The 24340-nt window shown below is 57.4% G+C and carries 14 protein-coding genes, 2 tRNA genes and 2 rRNA genes; 9 read left to right on the top strand and 9 right to left on the bottom strand.

Annotated elements, in window-relative coordinates; translation table 11 throughout:
* Nucleotides 1-74: 74 nt before the first annotated feature.
* The 5 genes from FTW19_RS24250 to FTW19_RS24230 form a co-directional block, all read right to left on the bottom strand.
* A complete protein-coding gene (locus FTW19_RS24250; RefSeq protein WP_147650130.1) occupies nt 75-575 on the bottom strand; it encodes a YajQ family cyclic di-GMP-binding protein in 501 nt (166 codons plus the stop codon).
* Nucleotides 576-857: 282 nt separating this feature from the next.
* Nucleotides 858-1685: a TatD family hydrolase gene (locus FTW19_RS24245; protein ID WP_147650129.1), complete on the bottom strand. Its 828-nt coding sequence runs from the start codon at nt 1683-1685 to the stop codon at nt 858-860.
* On the bottom strand, nt 1685-3817 hold the full coding sequence (gene metG / locus FTW19_RS24240) for a methionine--tRNA ligase (RefSeq protein WP_147650128.1): 2133 nt from the start codon (nt 3815-3817) through the stop codon (nt 1685-1687). Before metG ends, FTW19_RS24245 begins: the two co-directional genes overlap by 1 nt.
* 341 nt (nt 3818-4158) lie before the next feature.
* Nucleotides 4159-4914 carry a FadR/GntR family transcriptional regulator gene (locus FTW19_RS24235; protein ID WP_147650127.1) on the bottom strand — a complete coding sequence of 252 codons (756 nt, stop codon included), beginning with the start codon at nt 4912-4914 and terminating at the stop codon, nt 4159-4161.
* A gap of 73 nt (nt 4915-4987) precedes the next feature.
* Nucleotides 4988-6295: an MFS transporter gene (locus FTW19_RS24230; RefSeq protein ID WP_147650126.1), complete on the bottom strand. Its 1308-nt coding sequence runs from the start codon at nt 6293-6295 to the stop codon at nt 4988-4990.
* 153 nt (nt 6296-6448) lie between these two features.
* Here FTW19_RS24230 and FTW19_RS24225 point away from each other — a divergent pair, with 153 nt between their 5' ends.
* Nucleotides 6449-7732, top strand: coding sequence for an aminotransferase class V-fold PLP-dependent enzyme (locus tag FTW19_RS24225; RefSeq protein WP_147650125.1), 1284 nt, complete (start codon nt 6449-6451; stop codon nt 7730-7732).
* A gap of 48 nt (nt 7733-7780) precedes the next feature.
* Nucleotides 7781-8815 carry an aldose epimerase family protein gene (locus FTW19_RS24220; protein ID WP_246153473.1) on the top strand — a complete coding sequence of 345 codons (1035 nt, stop codon included), beginning with the start codon at nt 7781-7783 and terminating at the stop codon, nt 8813-8815.
* Between the two features lie 487 nt (nt 8816-9302).
* On the opposite strand, the gene ligD is transcribed toward FTW19_RS24220, so the two are convergent.
* The 3 genes from ligD to FTW19_RS24205 all read right to left on the bottom strand — a co-directional run bounded on the left by ligD (nt 9303) and on the right by FTW19_RS24205 (nt 13736).
* Nucleotides 9303-12065: a DNA ligase D gene (ligD, locus tag FTW19_RS24215; protein ID WP_147650123.1), complete on the bottom strand. Its 2763-nt coding sequence runs from the start codon at nt 12063-12065 to the stop codon at nt 9303-9305.
* A gap of 304 nt (nt 12066-12369) precedes the next feature.
* Nucleotides 12370-12741 (bottom strand): hypothetical protein, encoded by a 372-nt coding sequence (locus tag FTW19_RS24210; protein ID WP_147650122.1) that lies wholly within the window; start codon nt 12739-12741, stop codon nt 12370-12372.
* A 47-nt stretch (nt 12742-12788) separates the two neighbouring features.
* Entirely contained in the window at nt 12789-13736 is a 948-nt protein-coding gene (locus tag FTW19_RS24205; protein ID WP_147650121.1) for a Ku protein, read from the bottom strand.
* 209 nt (nt 13737-13945) lie between these two features.
* Between FTW19_RS24205 and FTW19_RS24200 the strand changes: the two genes are divergently transcribed.
* Complete coding sequence (locus FTW19_RS24200) at nt 13946-14461, top strand: hypothetical protein (protein WP_147650120.1); 516 nt, start codon at nt 13946-13948, stop codon at nt 14459-14461.
* Nucleotides 14462-14626: 165 nt separating this feature from the next.
* Nucleotides 14627-15631, top strand: coding sequence for an alpha/beta hydrolase (locus FTW19_RS24195; protein WP_147650119.1), 1005 nt, complete (start codon nt 14627-14629; stop codon nt 15629-15631).
* Between the two features lie 401 nt (nt 15632-16032).
* On the opposite strand, the gene FTW19_RS24190 is transcribed toward FTW19_RS24195, so the two are convergent.
* Entirely contained in the window at nt 16033-16974 is a 942-nt protein-coding gene (locus tag FTW19_RS24190) for a branched-chain amino acid transaminase (RefSeq protein WP_147650118.1), read from the bottom strand.
* Between the two features lie 140 nt (nt 16975-17114).
* On the opposite strand from FTW19_RS24190, the gene FTW19_RS24185 reads away from it, so the two are divergent.
* The 5 genes from FTW19_RS24185 to FTW19_RS24165 all read left to right on the top strand — a co-directional run bounded on the left by FTW19_RS24185 (nt 17115) and on the right by FTW19_RS24165 (nt 24226).
* Nucleotides 17115-18014, top strand: coding sequence for a M48 family metalloprotease (locus tag FTW19_RS24185; protein WP_147650117.1), 900 nt, complete (start codon nt 17115-17117; stop codon nt 18012-18014).
* Between the two features lie 941 nt (nt 18015-18955).
* Nucleotides 18956-20455 (top strand): 16S ribosomal RNA (locus tag FTW19_RS24180).
* 246 nt (nt 20456-20701) lie between these two features.
* Nucleotides 20702-20778, top strand: a tRNA-Ile gene (locus FTW19_RS24175).
* Between the two features lie 46 nt (nt 20779-20824).
* Nucleotides 20825-20900 (top strand) — tRNA-Ala (locus FTW19_RS24170).
* 391 nt (nt 20901-21291) lie between these two features.
* Nucleotides 21292-24226: ribosomal RNA gene (locus tag FTW19_RS24165) — 23S ribosomal RNA — on the top strand.
* The 16S and 23S rRNA genes sit together here with 2 tRNA genes alongside, the layout of an rRNA operon.
* Nucleotides 24227-24340: the final 114 nt, after the last annotated feature.

Below are 24340 nucleotides of genomic sequence, written 5' to 3'. Positions count from 1 at the left end.
ATCTATGGGCGCTTTCCGTAATGAAAGCGCCGCTGTACGACGCTTCCGGGATACCCAGCAACAGGGAAAACGCTCTAGTTCGAACGATAGTTGGTGAACTGCAGATCGATGCCGAGGTCTTTGCCGCGCAGCAGCGCGATGACCTCCTGCAGCACGTCGCGGTCCTTGGAGGCGATGCGGACCGTATCGCCCTGAATGGAGGCCTGGGCCTTCTTCTTGGAATCCTTGATCAGGGCGACGATCTGCTTGGCCTTCTCGGAGGGGATGCCCTGCTGCAGCTTGATCTTCTGCCGGGCAGATCCGTGCGAGCCCTGCTCGATCTTTTCGAAGTTCAGGTTCTTAAGGGAGATGCCGCGCTTGACCAGCTTCTGCTGCAGAATCTCGCTGACCGCCTTCAGCTTGTACTCGTCTGCGGCGGCGGTCTGGATCACGTCCTGACCTTCAAGGGTGATCTCACCCTTGGCGTCCTTCAGATCGAAGCGGGCCTTTACTTCTTTCAACGCCTGTTCAATGGCGTTTCGTACTTCCTGGATATCTACTTTGCTGACAACATCAAACGAGTTCTCGCCTGCCATGTTTTTCTCCGTGGTCTAGGGTGTGTCATCAAACTCCTGCCGTCAGCGCCGGGAGCAGATTTTTCTGAGCTCTAGGAGTGAGGAGAGAACTGTAGCTGGTCTACTGGAACGACGAGGGACGAAGAGATCGGGAAAATCTGCCCCGGCCCTCCGGGTTGCGGCGCAGATTCGCCCATACTTCGTTGTCGTCCTCGACTGTGGACCCGCCACAGCCTTCGGCCTCCGCCTCGTCTGGACCAATTTGCGCTCGCAACGCTGGCGACAGGAGTTTGATGACACACCCTAGCTTACGCCAAAGATGCGCCGGAAGTTGGCGGTAGTCGCCTGGGCAAAATCCTGCGGCGTCAGGCCGCGGGCAGCTGCAATAGCCGAGGCGGTATAGGCCGTGTAGGCGGGCTCGTTGCGCTGACCGCGGTGAGGAATCGGAGCCAGATACGGGGCGTCAGTCTCCACCAGAATGCGGTCCAGGGGCGTCGAGACGGCGACTGCCATCAGGTCCTTGGACTTTGGAAAGGTTGTGTGTCCCGCGAAGGAGAGGACGAAGTTGTTGGCCAGGCTCCGGTCGGCGTGGGCCTGCGTTCCACTGAAGCAGTGCATGACGCCGGTGATGTCATGCGGCGTCCAGTGTTCTTCGATCAGGGCGAAGAGGTTGTTCCACACATCCAGGCCGGGGAAGTTGGGTGTGCCATCGTTGGGGCGGCAGTGGATCAGGATCGGCTTGCGTGCCGCGACGGCAATCCGCATCTGCCGTACAAAGCATGCTGCCTGAATTTCGGGGGCCGGTGACTCGGCGTGGTAGTAGTCCAAACCTATCTCGCCGACGGCGATGCAGTTGGGATCCTGGATGAGCTGCTCCAGGCGCGCATAGTCGGCCTCTGTCGCCTCATGCGCGTTGCCGGGATAGATGCCCGCGCTGGCGTAGACAGCAGGCGTGGACGCGGTCGCGGAGCGTGCCAGCGCCAGGCCGTTGCCCATGTAGGCCGGACCTTCGCCGATGCCGATGGTGAGGATGGTGCGGACGCCGGCGGCATAGGAGCGCGCCAGCACGGCGTCCAGATCCTCGACATAGCGAGGATTGTCCAGATGACAGTGCGAATCGACCAGGTGCATTACTTGAGGCGTGCTCCCAGGGGCAGGCTCTCGAGGAAGGTCGCCAGGTAAGGATGTCCGTGGTCGCCGATGCTGGCGGCTACGATCATGCCGTTCGACTCCAGGCCGCGCATCTTGCGGGGAGCGAGGTTGGCGACGATGACGACGGTGCGGCCGATGAGCTGTTCGGGCTCATAGAACTCGGCAATGCCGGAAAGGATCTGTCGTTGCTCGAAGCCGAGATCTACCTGCAGCTTCAGCAGCTTGTCTGCTTTGGGAATGCGCTCGGCCGCGAGCACCTTGGCGACACGCAGATCGACCTTGGCGAAGTCGTCGATGGTGATGGTCTCGGCGATGGCAGGAATGCCGTTGGCATTCTCGGCAGGTGCAGCAGCGGCTTCTGCTGGTGCTGTGGCTTCAGCGACCGCTGTGGCAGCTTCGGTTGTGACGGGTTTCTGTTCGGTGTCGGTCATCTTCTGAATCAGTTCCTTGGGTGCGCGGGGGAAGATAGGAGCAAGTGCACCGAGCTTTGTGCCCGGCTGCAGGCCGCCCCATTCGAGATTTTTGAGTTCGCCTGTGTTGGCGGCCTCAGTCATTTGGCCGAGCCCAAGCTGAGCCCAGACCTTGCAGGTCGTGTAGGGGAGGTACGGGTACAGCGCCGCGGTCAGATGGCGGATCGCCTCTGCGGCGCTGTATAGCACCTCCGCAAGCTGCTCCTTCTTCGTCTCGTCAGCCGCGAGCTTCCACGGCGCATTGGCCGTGATGTAGCCATCGGTGACAGCGATCAGATTCCAGATCCGCTGCAGGTGCGCGCCGAAGTCATAGTCGGTTGGGACACCGCTCAGGAGGGCTTCGCGAGGATGAGAGCCAGTTGTCTCAATGTTCGCTACATTCGGGACAACACCCCCGAAGTACTTCTCGATCATTGCCAGCGTGCGGCTGACCAGATTGCCGTAGCCGTTGGCGAGGTCAGAGTTATAGCGCTGTACCAAGGCGTCGAAGCTGAAGCTGCCGTCCTGGCCGAAGGGAATCTCACGCATCAGGAAGTAGCGCAGCACGTCGGTACCGAAGAGGTCCTGTTCTTCTGTTGTGGCTTCGGGCTTCAGGGTGCCGAAGGCGTCCAGAATAGTCTCGGCGCGCACGATGTTGCCGCGTGACTTGCTCATCTTGCTTTCTTCGAAGAGCAGCCATCCATGCGCCTGCACCATCTTCGGCAGCGGAAGTCCGGCGGCCAGAAGGAAGGCAGGCCAGTAGATGCAGTGGAAGCGAATGATCTCTTTGCCAACGAGGTGAAGATCGGCCGGCCAGAACTTGTCGTAGTTCTCGCAGTCGTCCTGCCCGAAGCCGAGCGCGGTCATGTAGTTTGCAAGCGCGTCCAGCCAGACGTAGATGACGTGCTTCTGCTTGCTCTCGGAGGCGGCGGGCTCAGGAACGGGAATGCCCCAGTCGAAGCTGGAGCGGGAGATGGAGAGGTCTTTCAGCGCTCCGGGGATATAAGCCGTGCCGGCGGCGGAGAGTTCGAGTGCCGCGGCGGGCGCCGCGGCGACATTGCCGCGTAGGAAGCTCAGCACCTCGTTGCGGCGGGCCTCCGGCTCGACGGCGAAGCGCCCCGACTCGATGAGGTCGATCAACTTAAGCTGAAAACCTGAGAGGCGAAAGTAGAAGTTCTCTTCGGTAACGGTCTCTAGCGGGCGTCCGCAGTCGGGGCAGGGAGTTCCGGGTGGCAGATCGACAAAGGCTTCATCCGAGACACAGTAGCTGCCGGTGTAGCTGTCCAGGTAGATGTGTCCGCCCTCGTAGAGGCGGTTGAACAGTGCCTGAACACCTTTGGCGTGACGTTTCTCGGTGGTGCGGATGTAGTCGTTGTAGGTGATGCCCATCCGGTCCCACAGCGCGCGGAAGGTGGCCGAGACCTCGTCGGTGAACTGCTGCGGCGTGATACCGGCAGCTGCGGCCGAGCGCTGAACCTTCTGCCCGTGCTCATCGGTGCCGGTGAGGAAGTAGACGTTGTCGTTACCGCGCAGCAGGCGCTGGCGGCGCGCAACGGTATCGGCCGCGAGCGTGGTGTAGGCATGGCCGATGTGCGGACGCGCATTGACGTAGTAGATCGGCGTGGTCAGGTAGAAGGTGCCGGGCTTGTGCTGGTCAGACATGGTCAGTTGTTAAGGATAAACGGGTGGGAGGCGGATAAATGGGGCAGGAAGCGCTGAAGGCGCGTTCTATACCAGCCTGGGGCAACGCCCAGGGCAACGCCCCAGGGTTCGAGGCCCACAGGATTGAAGGGCTGAAGGCCCGCCCTATAAAGCAGCCATCAATCCACGCGTATCGCTTTGATGGGGATACAACGGTTCACGACTGTTTCGTTTAGAGACTGTGGCATTGCGGCGATTCGGGATTATAGATCGGGCCTTCAGCCCTCTTAGCATTCCCCAACCTCCGTACCTGGGGCGTTGCCCCAGGCTGGTATAGAGCCGCGCCTTCAGCGCTCTGTTTGTTAGCTCTGTGTCTTGCCGGCCGCGCCTTCGGTCGCACTGGTAGGCACTTCCATATCCTGTGAGGCGCGGGCGCGATAGAGGTGCTCACGCATCGCATCGCGGGCTCCCTCGGGATTGCGTGCGCGGATCGCACGATAGATCGCACGGTGCATCTCCGCCGACTCCTTGCGGTCGGTCGATTGCGCCACTGTCTTCGAACGGACGTCATACAGGGCCGCCGTGATGGTCTCCATCAGCGTGGCCAGGATGGGGTTTCCTGCAGCCAGAGCGATAGTGCGGTGAAACCGGACGTCGTGGATCAGGTACTCCTGCGGCTGTTCCAGCGAGGCGTACATCTCGGCAACCTCTTCGGCGAGGGCTGCGATGTGTTCATCGGTGGCGCGCTCGGAGGCAAGTGCGGCGAGATCCGCTTCCAGCACCAGGCGCGCCTCAAACATCTGCCAGGGCAGGAAGCCGTGCAGCGCTCCCAGGACATTGAGTGAGTTGCGATCCAGGGCCGGCGGACCGTCGGAGACGAAGGTACCGGCGCCGTGCCGTGACTTCAGCACACCCATGGCCGACAGAAATCCAATGCCGGCACGAAGCGAAGAGCGGGAGATATCGAGTTTCTTCGCCAGCTCGCGCTCAGGCGGCAGACGATCGCCGGGGCGCAACTCGCCGCGGGCGATCAGGGAACGGACGTGCTCCACCACCTGCATGGTGAGTTGAGAGTGTGGTTTCGCCGTAGTACGGCTGTTGGATGTCTTCGTCGGCATGGTTTCTATTCAAATCCTTGCGGTCGCTCGAAGCATACCACTTTGGTCCGGGCAATGGTCGAACTGGTTCAACCTATTCGGTGGCTTCGAGTGGGCGTCCCATGCGCGGCACCAGCAGGTGCATGATCACCAGAGCCAGCAGGTACACGGTTCCGGCCATGGTGAAGATCAGCGTCGGGTGCAGTGAAAGGTTCTTTTTGACCACTGCGGTAAAGACGGCGCCGCCCAGGGCGCCCATGGCACCGCCGAAGCCGACGACGGTCGAGACCGCGCTCGACGGGAACATGTCACCGGTGGTGGAGAAGAGATTGGCGGACCAGCCCTGGTGCGCAGCAGCGGCCAGAGCGAAGAGCGCCGTAGCCGGCCATGGATTATTGACGAACAGCGAGCCAACGTGCGGCACAAAGATGATGGGGATCACGCAGATGGCCATGGAGAGCATGGCGACCTTGCGGCCGGCATTGATGGAGAATCCGCGCTTCATCAGAATGCCCGAGAGCGCACCGCCGAAGATGGAGCCGACCGACGAGAACAGATAGACGGTGACCAGGAACCAGTACTGAGCGCGCAGCTCGAGGCCGTAGTTCCGGTTAAGGAACTGCGGCAGATAGAAGAGATAGAACCACCACACGCCGTCGGTGAGTCCCTTACCAAGGGCAAAGGCCCAGGCGCGCCGCGTGAACAGAATCGAGAGGAAGCCCTGCTTCTCCACTGGCAACGCAACATATTGCTGCGTCAGCGTGTCCTGCGAGGGGCGCAGTTTGGCATAGGGGAAGAGCAGCCACAGCACCAGCCAGCCCACGCCCATGGAGCCGGTGGCGACGAAAGCGTAACGCCAGCCGAAGTGGAGGGTGACGGCAGAGACCAGTAGCGGCGCAATCAGCGCGGAGAAGTTCGCACCGGAGTTGAAGAGGCCCGTCGCCAGACCGCGCTCTTCCGAGGGGAACCACTCGGAGGTGGCTTTGATGGCCGCAGGGAAGTTACCGGCTTCGCCCAGACCCAGGCAGACACGTGCAATATAGAAACCGACGACCGAAGTCACCAGGGAGTGGCTCATGGAAGCCAGACCCCATACGGCGATGGCGATGGCGTAGCCGGCCTTGGTGCCGAGCCGGTCCACAACGCGTCCGGAGATCAGCAGGCCGATGCCGTAGGCGATCTGAAAGAAGATAACGACATTGCCGAAGTTGTTGTCGAAGACCGGCTGATGGAACTTGTCGGCCGCCGGGTTCCAGCCCATGAAGGAGACGCCGTGCAGGACGGGCTCAATCAACGAGAAGACCGACCGGTCCATGTAGTTGATTGTGGTCGCAAGGAAGAGAAGGAAGCAGACAACCCAACGAAGGTTGGACGAGTTCGATGGGCGAGTCACGGCAGCCATGCGATGGTCTCCAAGGGGATTTTTGGTCAGACCAGTATGGCCCTCCGGTCAGAGCATAGTTGACGGGGATGAGGGGTGGCAAGGAGTTTGCTTGGGTAAGATGAAGCCAGTCTGCACAAATCGTTCGGAGTTGCAATCAAATCGGAGGCGGAAGTGGCTGGAAACAGACGGGATTTCCTGAAGCTGGCAGTCGGGGGAGTTGTGTTGCCAGCGGCGATGACCAATGTGATGGAGCCGCAGGCGCCGGCGTTTGGTTCGGCGCACGAAGCCGAGTTCATCCAGTGGTACGACGTAGACCGCAGCCTGACGAATCTTGAAAACGCGTACTGGAATGTGATGGCTCGCCCGGTCATGGACGAGTACTGGCGGCAGACACAATACCTGAATCGCGTGAATGTCCCGTTCGTTCGCAGTGTTACGACGGATCGCACGCTGGCCGCAGATCTGGACAGAGTACGCACCGACGTGGCGGTGCTTGTCGGTGTACAGAAAGACGAGATCGCGTTGACGCGTTGCGGCACCGAGAGTCTGCAGGACCTGATCATCGGGTACAGGCTGTTGAAGCCAGGGGATGAGGTTGTCTTCTGCGATATCGACTACGACGCCATGGTGAACACCATGCTGTATCTGGAAGACCGTCGCGGCGTGAAGGTCTCCACATTTGAGATGCCAGAGCCTGCGACTACCACGGCCATTCTGGATGCGTATGAGACGAAGTTGAAGAACACGCCAAGGGCGCGGCTCATGCTGGTTACCCACCTCTGCCATAAGACAGGATTGGTGAATCCAGTTCGAGAGATCATCGCTATCGCGCGCCGGCACGGTGTTGCGGTGATTCTAGATACAGCACAGGCCGTAGGTCAGATGCCGGTGAACCTCATGGAGATCGACGCCGACTTCGCCGGCTTCAGCCTGCATAAGTGGATTGGAGCTCCTCTGGGTGTCGGCGCCATCTATGTCCGCAAAGAACGGCTCGGTGACCTGGAGCTCTGCATGGGCAACCGCGAGGACGCTCCCGACGACGTTCGCTCTCGCGTGTATCCGGGGACTTATAACTTTGCAGCGACTCTTACGGTTCCCGCGGCCATCGCCTTTCACAACAGGCTGACAGTAGAGAAGAAGCAGGCCCGGCTGACTGGCCTGCGGGATCGCTGGGTCCATCAGGCAATGGAGATCGACAGTATCCAAATCCTGACTCCGGAAGAAAAGGGCCGCTACGGTGCGACGACCTCGTTCCGGGTGAAGGGGATGAAAAGCTTTGAACAGGCGAAGCAGATGCAGGAGACCCTTTTGAAGAAGTACGGCATCGTAACGGTTGCACGAAAGGGTATCGCCAAAGGAGCGGCTGTCCGCGTTACACCGGCGCTGTATAACACTGAGGGTGAGATAGATAAGCTGGTGGCTGCGCTGAAGGCGGAGTCGGGAATGTTCGCGTAGGGAACCGAATCGAAAAGGATGGGGTTAAGGATGGGCGGAGAGGTTGTGGTGAGCAAGGCAGTCTTCGGCACGTTGCCGGACGGATCAGAGGTAGAGATCTTCACACTGAAGAGCGAACAGGTCGAGGCTCGTGTGATGAACTGGGGCGGCCGCCTTGTCAGCGTCAAGACGAAAGACCGTAATGGCGAGATGGCGCACATCTCACTGGGTTACGACACGCTGGAAGAGTGGCTGCGCGATACGGCGTTCTTCGGCGCCACAGTTGGACGTGTCGCAAACCGCATCGCCGGCGGTCAGTTTGAGCTGGACGGTCAGACCTTCCAGATTCCGCAGAACAACGGACAGAACGCACTTCATGGCGGACCGCAGGGCTTCGACAAGAAGCTCTGGACTGCTAAGGAAGTGCCGAATGGCGTTGAGCTCTCACTCGTTTCGCCGGATGGCGACATGGGTTTTCCGGGGACAATGACGGTCACCGTGACCTACACCCTGAAGGGAAGCGATCTGCATATCCATTATCGTGCGACCAGTGATAAGACGACGGTGGTCAATCTCACCAACCACGCTTACTGGAATCTGCGCGGTGATGACCGCGGCGACATTACCAACACGCGCATCGTCATCAACGCGGATGCCTTTGTGCCGACCGATGCGACCTCCATTCCGACGGGTGAGCTGCCTCCGGTGGAAGGAACACCGATGGACTTCCGGACCGAGCATGCGATTGCAGACCGTGCTGATGCGGAGTATGAACAGTTGAAGTTTGCCAAAGGCTACGACCATACCTGGGTGTTGAACGGGGATGCAGGGACGATACGTGTCGCGGCACAGGCGCACGAGCCTGAGAGCGGACGCACGCTCACGGTGAAGACGACTCAGCCGGGAATGCAGTTCTATTCGGGCAATAACCTGAAGGGCGTGCTGGTCGGCCGCTTCGGTAAGGTCTATACCGCTCGGACCGGCTTCTGCTTCGAGACACAGCACTTTCCCGATTCGCCGAATCATGCCCATTTCCCATCGGTCATGCTGCGTCCGGGAGAGGTCTTCGAGTCGGAGACGGTGTATGGCTTTGGTGTGAAGTAAGGGATGAAGTTAAAAGTTGAAGGTTAAAAGGTAAAGCGTTAAGACAGCGCGAACAAAGAGGGCGTAGCTCTCTCGATTGTCATCCTGAGCCATAGGCGAAGGACCTGCGTTACTGGCTTCTTCTTCGCGGCTTTGCCGCGAAGAAGAAGCATCGCGCAACGCGCGATTGTCTTGCTTAAGCGCACGGCTTCAGCCGTGCGATCTGATGCCGTATAAGTAAGCGGCTTTAGCCGCTGAGGGCAATGCGTGGGAGAAGCAGATTTCTCCGTTCCCTTCGGTCACTGCGAAATGACAAACAGAAAATGTGCGGGGAGATGTAGTACTCCGAAGTGAATGAATTTGACCTCAGCGGCTAAAGCCGCATCAGTATGAAGACGTTCTACGGGACGGCTGAAGCCGTCCCCTTAAGCAATACATTCGCATCTGCGGTGCGAAATGGTTGCGCTTCGCGCGGTAGTTGAGCAATGCGGCAAAAACATCGGCCACTCTAAATCGGCAACTGCTGCTTCACCTTCCCCATCTCTTTCCACGGATCGCGCTTAAGCCGCGGCTTCCATGTCTCGAAGTCGACAACCGTAAAGACAGGCCGCTCAGGAAGTTTGAGATCCGTCCATGGAAGCGGGAGCGAAACATGTGCTCCCTCGCGAGCGCGCGGACTGAACGGAGCCACTGCCGTGGCTCCTCGTTCATTGCGGAGATAGTCGAGGAAGATATGGTTCGCGCGTGCGGCCTTGCTCATCTTGCTGAGATAGAGCCGCGGATTGTTGCGCTCCATCTGCAGCACGAACTCATGCGCCCACTCTTTCACCGCTGCATAGTCATGTTTCGGCGTGATGGGAATGACGACATGCAGTCCCTTACCTCCCGTGGTCTTCAAAAAGGAGGTTAGACCAAGCTTCTTCAGACGATCGCGCACCTCCGCGGCAGCGTCACAGAGAGTGCTCCAGGAGATTGCTGTGTCAGGATCGAGATCGATGACAACGCGATCGGGCCGCTCCAGATCGTCGTTCTGCGATCCCCACGGATGGACCTCGAGCACTCCCATCTGGGCCAGTCCGGCTAGCGCCTCCGGTGTGGAGAGCGTGATGTACTGCTCGATCTTGCCTGTCTTCTTATCGGGTACGGGAGTTCCCGTGATGCCTGGCGGCAACGTGTGATTTACATGCTTCTGGAAGAAGCATGGTTTGCCGGAACCTTCAGGGCATCGCACCAGCGATAACGGGCGATTGGTGATGTGGGGCAGCATGTACGGTGCGATCGCCCAGTAGTAGTTGGCGAGTTGTTGTTTGGTGAGGTGGCTGGCCGCATCGAGAACCTTATCGGGATGGGTCAGGCGGACAGGCGCGGCGTCTTCGGTTGTCTTCTTCTTCGTCGCGACTCGAGCTGCGATGGAATTTTGCGTTGGCGCTTTTATAGCTGCTTGCGGCATCGGCATCCTCCCTCTCTCCTGCTTCGCGGAGGGAGCGACCGTTGGCTCTTCGCGGCGCACCTCTTCCGCAGGTTTGTCTTCGCGAAGGCCCTGAAAGGCGGCCTGTCGTATGAGATTGTCGGCGGTCCAGGTCGTGAAGGTGACCTGAGCGACGAGCTCGGGCTTTACCCAGAGCACGCCCTTCTGCGCTTCGTTGGGGACCCGCTGAAAAGCAGGCTTCGCCTGTCGCAACGCATTCAGCTTGTCGCGCAACATCGTATGAGTCCTGGCATCGAAGCCTGTACCAGTGCGGCCTGCATAGATAAGCTGCTTCAGGTCGTTGTAATAGCCCAGCAAGAGTGCACCTACGCCGTGTATGGCATTGGAGGGAAGCGTGAAGCCTCCGACGACAAACTCCTGCTGGCGAATGCACTTCAGCTTCAGCCACTCCGGCGAGCGTGTCGCGCGATGGGGGGCATCGCCGCGCTTGGCGACGATACCTTCCGCATGCAGGCTGCAAGCGTTCTGAAAGATGGCATTCGCGTCGCCTTGCAAATGTTGCGAGATCTGGATCTGTGGATGGTCAAGCTGTGTCAGCAGCTTCTCGACCATGGCCTTGCGTTTGAGTAGCGGCAGATCGCGCGGGTTGTGACCGTCGAGATGCAGTAGATCGAAGACGAAGTAGGTGAGTGCCCGGCGCTCTCCATGCTCGAAGGAAGCCTGCAGATCGGCAAAGCTGGTGGTGCCGTCTGGACGCACGGCGCAGAGCTCTCCATCGAGGATGGCTGTCGTTACTGGAAGCTTGGCCAGAGCGGTGGCGACAGGCCGGATACGATGTGTCCAGTCGAGTCCGCGCCGGGTGAATAGCTTTACCTTGCCGTGGTCGATATGGGCCTGAATGCGATAGCCGTCGAGTTTGAGCTCGTGAATCCAGTTGGAGCCAGTTGGCGGAGTGAAAGCCTCTACGGCGAGCTGGGGCTTCAAAAATTCGGGAAGCTCCTCCTTGGGAAGCTTCCCGAGTGAGACTGCGCTTTTGACTGCCTTGCCGGGTGGTTTGGGGCTGCGAGGAGCCTCCTCGGGCGCCTTCGACGGCTGTTTGTACCAGGGTTGGTCGCTGGTGCTGGTCTCTTTGCTGTTCCAGACGTGGTCTTCGGCGGCGGCGATCTGCTCGATGGAGCGGCCGGTAACGACTGAGTCCGGCTCTGCTTCGGTGAGCGGCGGATCATCGGGCCCGCGCTCGAAGTCGTCGTGTTCTTTGATGAGCAGCCAGTTGGGCTTGGCGCCAGGCTTGGTATCGCCAGCAAAGCGTCCGCCTTTCATCCGGATCAACGCCCATTTTCCTTTCAGCTTTTCGCCATGCAGGATGAACTTCAGCGAGCCGCTCTTCAGCCCTTCGTCGAAATCGTGCCCCGGCTGCGGCACCCACGTGCCGTGGTCCCAGACCATGACGGTGCCGCCGCCGTACTGTCCCTTGGGAATGATGCCTTCGAAGCCACCGTACTCCATCGGATGGTCTTCCACCTCAACGGCAAGCCGTTTGTCGGCGACGACGTAGCTTGGCCCTTTGGCTACGGCCCAGCTCTTCAGCACACCGTTCCAGCCGAGCCGGAAGTCATAGTGCAGGCGCGTCGCGGCGTGCTTTTGAATGACGAACGGGCGTTCGCTGAGCTTGGCGGTTTTGTGGCCTCCGGCAGGCTCGGCGGTGATACCAAAGTCGCGCATGGAGCGATACTTCGCAAGCTGTTTGTCGACCGCTGAGGAGGCCGTAGGTGCGCGCTTCGCCGTGGCCTTGGCGGTAGCTTTGCGTGTTCCGGATTTCTTCGCTGCTTTTTTCGTGGCCATGTCGGATTCAGATGCCGCAGTGGGGATGAGGGTATTACAAAGATCGGTATTTCGGAGCTGGTTCTTTGAGAAAAAAGGCCGCACTGTTGGCCATACTCTGGGTGCCCCATTCACGCGAAAGCGTGAGTGGGAGATTCGAGCGCAGCTCGAACCTGCTTTTTTACTCGCCATTTTCGTCGTGGGGCCCGATTACACAGGAGCCAATGATTCGAGCTGCGCTCGAACGTTCCCACCCATTGCTACGCAATGGATGGGGCACCCAGATCCGAGGTTAGTCTACTGATCGTGGGCAGCCATATTGCATCTACGGCACGGCACACTTCGACTGCGCCGTGCAGACCACCGGCAACTGGCATAGCTTTCCGGTGAAGTGCTCCAGCCGGTTGAGCTTGATCGCTGCCTGCAGGAAGCCGGTGTTGTTGCAGCCTGCTCCTGCGGCCACATCACGGCATGCGCGAGTCGTGTACTTGTCGACCAGTGCCATGTCCTGGGCCGAGAGTTGGGTTTCGTAATCTTCGATGGAGTTCAACAGCTCCGCAGGCGCCATCAGATCAAGGCGCTTAACAGGACACTGCTGTTGCAGCAGGTCGTGAAAGTTCTTCCACGCCTGCCTGGGTGTTGGATCAGGTGCGGCCAGAGCAGTAGCGGTCAGCAGGAGGGGCAGAAGCTTCTTCATCACCGAGAACTTATTCAATCATTCCATTCTTCAATGATTCAATCTGCTCATGCTGACTTCTTCTTCGCACCCTTCTTTGCCACGGCCTTCGTCTCTTTCACGATCTCCATGCCGCGCTTTGCATCGGATGCGGTAGCCTTCGCCGCGGGCTTCTTGCGGCCTGTGGCTGCGGGGGCTGCTTCCTGCTTGTTGCCGTGAACCGAGGCGCGCAGCGCATCCATCAGGTTGATGACCTTGGCCATCGGCCGGTGTTCTTCTTCGACCGGCAGGGGCTGGTGGTCGATCTTGGCCTGCACCATGGCGCGCAGAGCGGCTTCATACTCATCGTGCCACTTCGACGGATCGAACTTCTGCGCTTTGCGCTTGATCAGCTCCTGCGCGAGATCGAGCTGGTCCTTTTCGACAGTGACGTCTTTGATCTCGTTGAAGTACTCCTTCGCATCGCGGAGCTCTTCCTGGTAGCGCATGGTGTAGGCCATCAGGCCCTTGAGCTCTTTGTCCGCAGGTGCGGCGATGGCGACCAGATGCTCGCGGCCGCCGAAGGCGATCTTGCCGATGCCGGCTTTCTTCATGCCGCGCAACGCTTCGCGGATGGTGGCGAAGGCTTCTGTCTGCGCTGTGTTTTCCGGCGCCACGAAGTAAGGCTTTTCGAAGTAGGCGGGGTCCAGCTCTTCGAGCGCGATGAACTGTTCCAGCGCGATGGTATTGCGCGAGGGGATGCGGAGGTTGGCAATCTCTTCCGGCTCGATCTGGATGTATTCGCCCTTGCGGAACTCATAGCCCTTTACGATGTCGGACTTCTCGACCGTGGAGGCCGGCGTCGACTCGTTTGCTTCCGAGGCACTGACCTTCTGGTACTTCACCCGTTCGCCGGTGGAGCGGCTGATCTGATGAAAGCGGATCTCGGACTTGGATTCCGTAGCGACAAAGAGTTTGACAGCGAACGAGACCAGGGAGATTTGAATGTGACCGGACCAGTAAGGACGAGCAGCCATGACGAGCCTTCCTCCAACAACGGCGTGAGAAGCCATTGTAGGCAGGAATGGATGCCTTTTTGCGGTTTTTCTTGGGTTTTCGCCGAAATTATGCTGAGTTTCGCCAACCCTTCGCCGCAAAGATTACCAGTTAGTTCATAGTGTTGGGGAGTGGTTAACCCCTGCTGGATGTCTTCAGGCGTCCTATCGTGATGGAGGTGCGTGCAGTAATGATTCGGCCTTCCATCACCAGCTCGATAACACTTGCGTTGTTCATGATTGTGCCTGCGATACTGTATGCCGCAAGCCCTCCTGTTGCTCCTGCCGACCACAAGGAGTATTCACCGAACCATCGTTTCTTTCTGATCTCCAGCGTGAAGGAGAAACGGACCAGGATCTTCCGGGCGAGCAATGCTTCGGCAATGCTGTGGGAGATTCCGCTCTATCTGCAGAACGCCGATCTCGCCAACGATGGCCGGTATGTAGCCGCCAGCTATGACGGAGGCAATATCTTCGAGGAGAAGGTTCGACCCTCAGACACGCTGATCACCTTCTACTCGGCCACCGGCAGGACACGCGTTGTGACTGTAGGCGAGGCTGTAGCGGATCTGACATCGTTGCCGCGTTCCAGTGAAGGACGGCCATGGGGAAGAGTCGTGGGTTTTCAAGCATCGGGAAACTTACTTATCCTGCTCAACGACGGTCGCGCGATTACGCTGGCGCCGGAGACTGTCGCTTCTCATTAGGGCGGATATCCGACAGGCAAGAGCGATACGCTGCATAGAATGCAGATGTACTTCTTGGTAGTCAACCACATAAACGCAATGTGGGACAGAGACCGTGGCACCGAATAATTCATAATTGACCAAGATCCTTGACGGTCTGCTTGCTGTCAGTTATAAGCTCAAGCCATGCGCGTCCATGGAGTACTAGCTGCAGCATTATTTCTGTGTGGCAACCTAGTAGTCGCTCAAGCCAATGGCGCTGCTTCATCATGTGTGTTCGAGCGAGGACATGAATTTCTACCGCTGGCTGGTGTCGGGCTGGGCGGAGGAAAAATAGAAGGACAGGACAACCTTTCCATTCGTATTTGGGCTCCTGCCTGTCCCACGGAACCACACCCTGCCGCCCTTCTAATACATCGGGGCGGACTAACCTCCGGCTCAGGCTGGGACCTCAACCAATTATCACTGGCCAACAGTCTGGTGGCTGCGGGCGTTGCCGTTTTTTCAGTCGACTATCGACTGGCCCCAGGAGCGACCCTAAATGACATGATCATGGATGTGCAGAGGTCTGTTCGCTTCGTACGACATGAAGCCGCTCGCTTCAACGTCGCCCCTGACAAGATTGTGCTTATTGGCGATGAGGCGGGCGGCTACCTGGCAACAATCTCCGGCCTCATGCCGCCCGAAAAAGGAAAGCGGACACCATACGATTGGGATAAGGAGTCCGATGAAGTTCAGGCGATTGTGATGCTTGCCGGTGTCGGCGACTTTGGCAAAGAGTTGGTTTCCCCAACAAAGGGAGTGCTTACGCCCAGAGGTTGGACCTCGCCACCAAATCCTGGGTTCCATGCTGATCCCCTCTCGACAGAATCGCCATCAAGTTCGCCAGTGGCTGCCATTGATCCGTTGAATTTGGTTCATTCCGCGGCTCCGCCATTCTTGTTGATTCAAGGAGACCAGGCTACGCCCAACTCTCTTGTCGTGCCCACCAAACTTCTGGATGCACTGCGGGTGGCTGGCAACCGCGCAAATGTCATCTTGATCCAACACAATCAACAAGAATCAGAAGGTTCTCAGATCACCGGCAAGCACGATTGGCAGATGTCCATGCTCGGCTGGATGCGATTCGTCCTCACGACTCAACGCCCGCTTGACGGAGAAACGGCGCGGCTACTCCACATTAGTCAATAACCGAAATAGTTAGAACTTCCAAACCTCGTGCCGTCGGCGGCTGTGAGCCTCTGGTCACAATCGTTGACCGCTTCCCGAGTGACGGGCAATACGGAAAGTGTGCGCCCAGCGATCCCGCGGCCGTGCTGCGGGAGATTCCGCTCTATCTGCAGAACGCCGACCTCGCCAACGATGGCCGGTACGTCGCGGCCAGCTACGACGAGGCAATATCTTCGATGAGCAGATTCGACCCTCACACACACTCTAAAGCCCATTTCTTTATTGAGCCGGTAACCCGAGGGCTAAAAGCCTCGGCTCCCACCAACTTCAAATGCGTGGCCTATCTTGAATTGATTAGCACACCGGGCACAAAACAGAAGAGGCGGCCATCAGGCCGCCTCTTCTGCTTGCATCAGAAGTTTCTAGACCGAAGCTGCTTCGTTGGTTTTCACGTTCACCGGCGTCAGCCAGTTGTAGCGATCGGGCTGCAGGCCGTTGACCAGGGCGAAGAACTCGTCGTGGATGGCGGTGGTGATGGGGCCCATCTTGCCGTCAGCGATCATGATCTGGTCGACCGAGCGCAGATGGGTCACTTCGGCGGCGGTGCCGGTGAAGAAGGCCTCGTCTGCGATATAGATCAGCTCGCGGGGCAGTGACTGCTCTACCACCGGAATGCCCAGATGCTTGGCAATGGTGATGATGGAGTCGCGCGTAATGCCCGACAGTACCGAGTTCGCCAGCGGCGAGGTGTAGATGACGCCGTTGCGGACGAGGAAGAGGTTCTCGCCCGAGCCCTCGGAGAGGTAGCCGTTGCGGTCCAGCGCGATGCCTTCCACGTAACCGTTGACCTTGGCCTCCATGTTGATGAGCTGCGAGTTCATGTAATTGGCGCCGGCTTTGGCCAGCGACGGCATGGTGTTGGGCGCCAGGCGCGACCACGAGGAGATACAGACATCCGCGCCTTCGCTGGCGGTAATGTACTTACCCCAGGGAAAGTTGGCGATGTAGATCTCGATGGGCGACTTGGTGGGGTTGACGCCGATCTCACCATAGCCGCGGAAGGCTACTGGACGGATGTAGCAGGGAGCGACACCGTTGGCCTCTACGACATCGACGACGGCGGCGCATAGCTGGTCGACGGTGTAGGGCAGGGGCATGCGGTAGATCTTGGCCGAGTCGATCAGGCGCTGCATGTGCTCCGGCAGGCGGAAGACGCCGGCGGAGCTGCCCTGGGTGTAGGCACGGATCCCCTCAAATACAGAAGAGCCATAGTGCACCACGTGGGACATGACGTGGATGTTGGCTTTCTCCCAGGGGATGAGCTGTCCGTTGTGCCAGATGTTCTGGGTGGGCGTAATTGGCATGGTACGTCGCTCCAAGCCTCGCGGTTGCGAGGTAAGGGTTAGATTATAGCCCGCAAAAGGGCCATTTTCCGTGTGTTTTCCCGTTTCCTGCGGGATTCACTACAATCGCGGCACAGGCCCGGTAGGGCGTGGAGACGGCGATGAACAAGCAACTGACACGATGGCTGGTAGTGGTAGCAATGGCGGCGGCACTCCGGTGCGAGGCGACGCAGATCCAACTTCCGGTCTGCAAGAACGGCTTCACCGAGCCGGACGAGCAGAAACAGGGCGAGCAGGTAGCGGCCAAGGTCTACGACGCGATGCCGGTCCTGAAGGATTCCGACCCGGTCGCCGTCTACGTGCGCCAGTTGGGAGAGAAGCTGGTGAACTATGCCCCTGGATATGCGTGGAGATACAACTTCCACGTCGTCGCCAGCGATGAGATCAACGCGTTCGCGCTGCCGGGAGGGTCGGTGTTTGTGAATCTGGCGACCGTCCAGGCAGCCGAAAGCGAGGCGCAACTGGCGGGCGTGATGGGCCATGAGCTCTCCCACGTGGTGATGCGTCACGCGACCTGCAACATCACCAAGCAGCAGACCCGGAGCATCTGGTATGGCCTGGGGCAGATCGCGGCGCAGGCAACCATTGGCGGCAGGCTCGGAGATATCGCCGCCCAGGGCATCGGGACAGCTGCGGGGCTGGACTTCCTGCGGATGGGGCGCGATGCCGAAAAGCAGGCTGACCTGATGGGCACGCATATTCTGTACGACGCAGGATACGATCCGCGTGGCATGCCGCAGTTCTTTGAGATTATTCAGGCGAAGTATGGCGAGGGCGGGGCTCAGTTTCTGAGCGATCACCCTAATCCCGGGAACCGGACCCAGTATGTGAGCGCTGAGATTGCGTCTCTTCCGCCCAGGGATAAACAGGTGCGTACCACCGATGCGTTCCGCAGGATGCACGATATCGCCATGAAGGAGAAGGCGTTAAAGGCGGAAGAGGTAAAGGCGGGCGCCTGGAAGAAATCAGGGGAGTACGAGAAGGCTCCCAAGATGGACTAAGTCGGCGGCTAATTCCGCGTAGCTATTTTCACCACACAAAGGTTGCACCGTTCCCGGTGCAACCTTAACTTTTATAAGTTGTTGAATACAAATAGGTATTGGTTGGTTTTCAACATTGAGATGCAATTTTCAACAGCGTTAAGCTTGCTTTCCGTTCATCAACGGGTTACATTCAAAAACGTTGCAGCGAACAGCGAGCAACGCTGAGGTTGAAGCGCGAGCCTGAAGGGAAGGCCGCCCTGGTGAAAACTGGGAGAATCTAGAAAGATCAGATTCTTCAACCCGCAGTCCAAGCGTTTGTATTTGGGACCGAGCGATAGGGTAAATGCCCCGCCCCCAGTCAAACCCAAGCCACTGCAAAGTTGAAATCGAAAGGGCCCTAGAGGCCGCAGTCGCGTGTCGACTGAAGCGATGTTTGAGTTTCTGTGCTGTGATGACGCCACTTGAGGTGGATACGTCAAACTCTAAGTAATACAGAGTTGCTTCTTGAATTCGCATTATCTGTGCCCGCGGGGCTGATCGGCCGATGGACCGATAGCAGATAGGGTGAAGAAAAGAAAAGCAACGAAGAGGTTGACAAGCGAACGAAAGTTCGATACCTTAGAAAAGTTGGCGCAAGTCGAAAGCGACGACGAAGCGAACCGGCGGTTGAGATCGAGGATCGAAGCCAGCGGGTAAGTGGAAGTCGTACCACCCGGACAAAACAGCGCATCAAGTTCGAGGACACATGGTTGCGTTTACGCGCCTGAGTCCTTGATCCAAACGGCCCGCCAAGGCGGTTGTCCGTTACGGATCTTTGACAACATAGTTGAACGTGCCAGTCGTGAGAAGATGCAAGCTTTGGCTTGATCAATCTCACAAGGTAATGGCCCGCCAGGTTTTCGAGCCTTGGCGGGCAGGCAGGACCCACGGACCTCCGTCCTGTGGGCTGCCAACAGGTTTCAAACGAGAGTTTGATCCTGGCTCAGAATCAACGCTGGCGGCGTGCCTAACACATGCAAGTCGCACGAGAAAGGGTAGCAATACCTGAGTAAAGTGGCGCACGGGTGAGTAACACGTGACTAACCTACCTCCGAGTGGGGAATAACTTCGGGAAACCGAGGCTAATACCGCATAACACTTACGAGTCAAAGCAGCAATGCGCTTGGAGAGGGGGTCGCGGCAGATTAGCTAGTTGGCGGGGTAATGGCCCACCAAGGCGATGATCTGTATCCGGCCTGAGAGGGCGCACGGACACACTGGAACTGAAACACGGTCCAGACTCCTACGGGAGGCAGCAGTGGGGAATTTTGCGCAATGGGGGAAACCCTGACGCAGCAACGCCGCGTGGAGGATGAAGTCTCTTGGGACGTAAACTCCTTTCGATCGGGACGATTATGACGGTACCGGAAGAAGAAGCCCCGGCTAACTTCGTGCCAGCAGCCGCGGTAATACGAGGGGGGCAAGCGTTGTTCGGAATTATTGGGCGTAAAGGGCGCGTAGGCGGTTTGGCAAGTCTAGTGTGAAATCTTCGGGCTCAACTCGAAGTCTGCACTGGAAACTGCCGGGCTTGAGTATGGGAGAGGTGAGTGGAATTTCCGGTGTAGCGGTGAAATGCGTAGATATCGGAAGGAACACCTGTGGCGAAAGCGGCTCACTGGACCATAACTGACGCTGAGGCGCGAAAGCTAGGGGAGCAAACAGGATTAGATACCCTGGTAGTCCTAGCCCTAAACGATGATTGCTTGGTGTGTCGGGTACCCAATCCCGTCGTGCCGAAGCTAACGCGATAAGCAATCCGCCTGGGGAGTACGGTCGCAAGGCTGAAACTCAAAGGAATTGACGGGGGCCCGCACAAGCGGTGGAGCATGTGGTTTAATTCGACGCAACGCGAAGAACCTTACCTGGGCTCGAAATGTAGAGGAATTCGGTAGAAATATCGGCGCCTAGCAATAGGCCTCTATATAGGTGCTGCATGGCTGTCGTCAGCTCGTGTCGTGAGATGTTGGGTTAAGTCCCGCAACGAGCGCAACCCTTATCTCCAGTTGCTACCATTTAGTTGAGCACTCTGGCGAAACCGCCTCGGATAACGGGGAGGAAGGTGGGGATGACGTCAAGTCCTCATGGCCTTTATGTCCAGGGCTACACACGTGCTACAATGGCCGGTACAAACCGTCGCGAACCCGTGAGGGGGAGCCAATCGGATAAAGCCGGCCTCAGTTCGGATTGAAGTCTGCAACTCGACTTCATGAAGCTGGAATCGCTAGTAATCGCAGATCAGAACGCTGCGGTGAATACGTTCCCGGGCCTTGTACACACCGCCCGTCACATCACGAAAGTGGGTTGCACTAGAAGTCGGTGAGCTAACCGCAAGGGAGCAGCCGCCCAAGGTGTAATTCATGATTGGGGTGAAGTCGTAACAAGGTAGCCGTAGGAGAACCTGCGGCTGGATCACCTCCTTTCTAAAAGAGAAACGTCATGGCATATAAACGCGCTCCGCGGAATGCGGACGATCTTCGGATCGAGCGGTTATAGTGACCATGTCAACCATCGCCTGACTTACCTGCAGGAGTGATGGAATTCTGAATCAAGCCTTCTTTTGGCTTGCTTGTCATCGACATCGATGGTCAGGACCGGCTTAGCTGGTCCGCACGTTCAACTGTGTCCTCGAAAAACTTTTCGAGAGAGCTTCTGGAAGCTCTACCAAAGGGCCTGTAGCTCAGTTGGCTAGAGCGCACCCCTGATAAGGGTGAGGTCGGTAGTTCGAATCTACCCAGGCCCACCATTTCTCAGGTAGAAAGCAGCCAGGCTCGGCAATATGGTTTGTCCATGGGGCTGTAGCTCAGCTGGGAGAGCACCTGCTTTGCAAGCAGGGGGTCAGCGGTTCGATCCCGCTCAGCTCCACCAACCCTCTCGATGTGGTTTGACGATCCCGCTAAGTGCGGTATACTGAAAAACGTTGCCTCTAACTGAGGTTGAGGTTCTGACGATAAGTCGGAGCTTGAACCTTGAGTAGCAGTCAACACTCAAGCCGGCCAAGGTCGGTGAGCAGCATAAGGTTGCTCGAGTGATGTTTGACAACTGAATAGATTGGGTAAATTAAATAACTACAAGGCTGAGCTGTCAGCGGTAAGGGTTGTTTCCTTATGCGGCTGACAATAATCAGTGTTGAGTGTCTTTAGAATAATTCGGCTAGGCGATAGCGATCAGGTAGTTTCTGAGAGTGAATCGCGCTAGCGAAGGCGGACAACAACATAGAGTTGGACGCTCGCACATTCTGTGTGTGAGTAAATTCTATGGTCAAGCTACTAAGGGCGCACGGTGGATGCCTTGGCAGAAACAGGCGATGAAGGACGTGGCAAGCTGCGATAAGCTTCGGGGAGCCGCACACAGGCGTTATATCCGGAGATTTCCGAATGGGGAAACCCAGCTGGGCAAAACCCAGTTATATCCCGCTGAATTCATAGGCGGAGATAAGCGAACGGAGGGAAGTGAACCATCTCAGTACCTCCAGGAGAAGAAAGAAACCTCGATTCCGAAAGTAGTGGCGAGCGAAATCGGAACAGCCCAAACCCGTCGCATTACGGTGCAACGGGGGTTGTAGGGCCTGCAACAGTAGAGTTACCAATCTGGCTTATAGTCGAACCCTTTGGAAAATGGGTCCATAGAGCGTGACAGGCGCGTAGACGAAATGAGTCCAGACTCGAAGCAGGTACCTGAGTAAGGCGGGGCACGTGAAACCCTGCTTGAATCCACGGAGACCATTCCGTAAGGCTAAATACTCGTTTCTGACCGATAGTGAACCAGTACCGTGAGGGAAAGGCGAAAAGCACCCCAGTGAGGGGAGTGAAAAGTACCTGAAACCGTGTGCCTACAAGCAGTGGGAGGACTATGCCCGTAAGGGAATGTCTGACCGCGTGCCTATTGCATAATGAGCCGGCTAGTTATTCTTGTCAGCAAGGTTAAGCGTGAGCGAGCCGCAGCGAAAGCGAGTCTGAATAGGGCGATTAAGTTGGCAGGAATAGACGCGAAGCGGGATGATCTACCCTTGGCCAGGTTGAAGATGGGGTAACACCCATTGGAGGACCGAACCGGTGTTTGTTGAAAAAAGCTCGGATGAGCTGAGGGTAGGGGTGAAAGGCTAATCAAATTCCGTGATAGCTCGTTCTCTCCGAAATAGCTTTAGGGCTAGCCTCGGATGATTTGCGTTGGTGGTAGAGACATGATTGGACTAGGGGGCTTTCCGGCTTACCGAATCCAGCCAAACTTCGAATGCCAATGACAACCAGTCCGGGAGTCAGACTGTGGGGGCTAAGCTTCACAGTCGAGAGGAAAACAGTCCAGACCGCCTGCTAAGGTCCCCAAATTACAGTTAAGTGGGAAAGGAAGTCGGAACGCTCAGACAGCCAGGAGGTTGGCTTAGAAGCAGCCATCCTTTAAAGAAAGCGTAATAGCTCACTGGTCAAGCGGTCCGGTGCCGACAATACAACGGGGCTAAAACTGTATACCGAAGCAGCGGATGCACACTTTGTGTGCGTGGTAGGAGAGCATTCTCACAGCGATGAAGTCAGACTGAGAAGACTGATGGAGCGTTGAGAAGAGACCCTGCCGGCATAAGTAGCGATAATCAACGTGAGAACCGTTGACGCCGAAAGTCTAAGGTTTCCTGAGGAAGGTTAATCCGCTCAGGGTTAGGCGGTCCCTAAGCTGAGGCCGAGAGGCGTAAGCGATGGACATCCGGTTAATATTCCGGACCTCCCAATATCTCGTTATTACGATGGGGTGACGCAGAAGGATAAGCAGGTCGTCATATGGCTATGGCGGTCGATGTGCGTAAGCTGGATCTGATAGGCAAATCCGTCAGGTCTTAACAGTGAGGCACAAAGCAAGCCCGCATGGGTGTAAGCTGCTGATTCCACGCTGCCAAGAAAAACCTCTAAGGAGAGAGATTGGGAACCGTACCCCAAACCGACACAGGTAGACGAGGAGAATATCCAAAGGCGCTCGAGTGAAGGCTTGTTAAGGAACTCGGCAAATTAGACCCGTAACTTCGGGAGAAGGGTCGCCCACCTCTGGTGGGCCGCAGTGAAACGCGTACGGCGACTGTTTAACAAAAACACAGGTCTCTGCAAAGTCTAAAACGACGTATAGGGGCTGACTCCTGCCCGGTGCTGGAAGGTTAAAGGGAGAGGTTAGAGGTAACTCGAAGCTTTGAACTGAAGCCCCAGTGAACGGCGGCCGTAACTATAACGGTCCTAAGGTAGCGAAATTCCTTGTCGGGTAAGTTCCGACCTGCACGAATGGAGTAACGATCGTACGACTGTCTTAACGAGTTGCTCGGCGAACTTGTAGTACCGGTGAAGATGCCGGTTACCCGCAGCTAGACGAAAAGACCCCGTGCACCTTTACTATACTTTTACAGTGGGTTACGGCAATTGCTGCGCAGGATAGGTGGGAGGCTTTGATTCCGGGATTTCGGTCTCGGAGGAGCCAACGGTGAGATACCACCCTGCGATTGTTGTGATCCTAACCTACTCCCGTGATCCGGGAGAGGGACACTGTAAGACGGGTAGTTTGACTGGGGCGGTCGCCTCCTAAATTGTAACGGAGGCGCGCGAAGCTACACTCAGGTCGTTTGGAAATCGACCGTCGAGTGCAAAGGCATAAGTGTGGTTAACTGCGAGACCTACAAGTCGAGCAGATGCGAAAGCAGGCCTTAGTGATCCGGTGGTTCTGTATGGAAGGGCCATCGCTCAACGGATAAAAGGTACGCCGGGGATAACAGGCTGATCATTGCCAAGAGTTCATATCGACGCAATGGTTTGGCACCTCGATGTCGGCTCATCGCATCCTGGAGCTGTAGAAGGTTCCAAGGGTTAGGCTGTTCGCCTATTAAAGCGGTACGTGAGCTGGGTTCAGAACGTCGCGAGACAGTTCGGTCTCTATCTGCTGTGGGCGTAGGAGATTTGAGGGGGCCTGTCCTTAGTACGAGAGGACCGGGATGGACGAACCTCTTGTGTTCCAGTTGTCTTGCCAAAGGCACGGCTGGGTAGCGAAGTTCGGTTATGATAACCGCTGAATGCATATAAGCGGGAAGCATGCCTCAAGATGAGATCTCCCAACCCAAAAGGGAAATGAAGGGCCCAGGAAGACCACCTGGTTGATAGGCTGGAGGTTGAAGCACAGTAATGTGTGTAGCTTACCAGTACTAATCGCCCGTTCGGCTTGTCCATAGAATTTACTCTGCACAGAGAGTAGTTGTTGTCAGAGACATTCAACACAAGCCCTGTAGTTATCAAAAGCAGCAAACTCAATCTATTCAGTTGTGAAGTATCGCGCGAGCGACT

Source organism: Terriglobus albidus (genome assembly GCF_008000815.1).
GTDB lineage: Bacteria > Acidobacteriota > Terriglobia > Terriglobales > Acidobacteriaceae > Terriglobus > Terriglobus albidus_A.
Note: the sequence above shows the minus strand (reverse complement) of the source record. Positions and strands in the feature narration are given on the sequence as shown.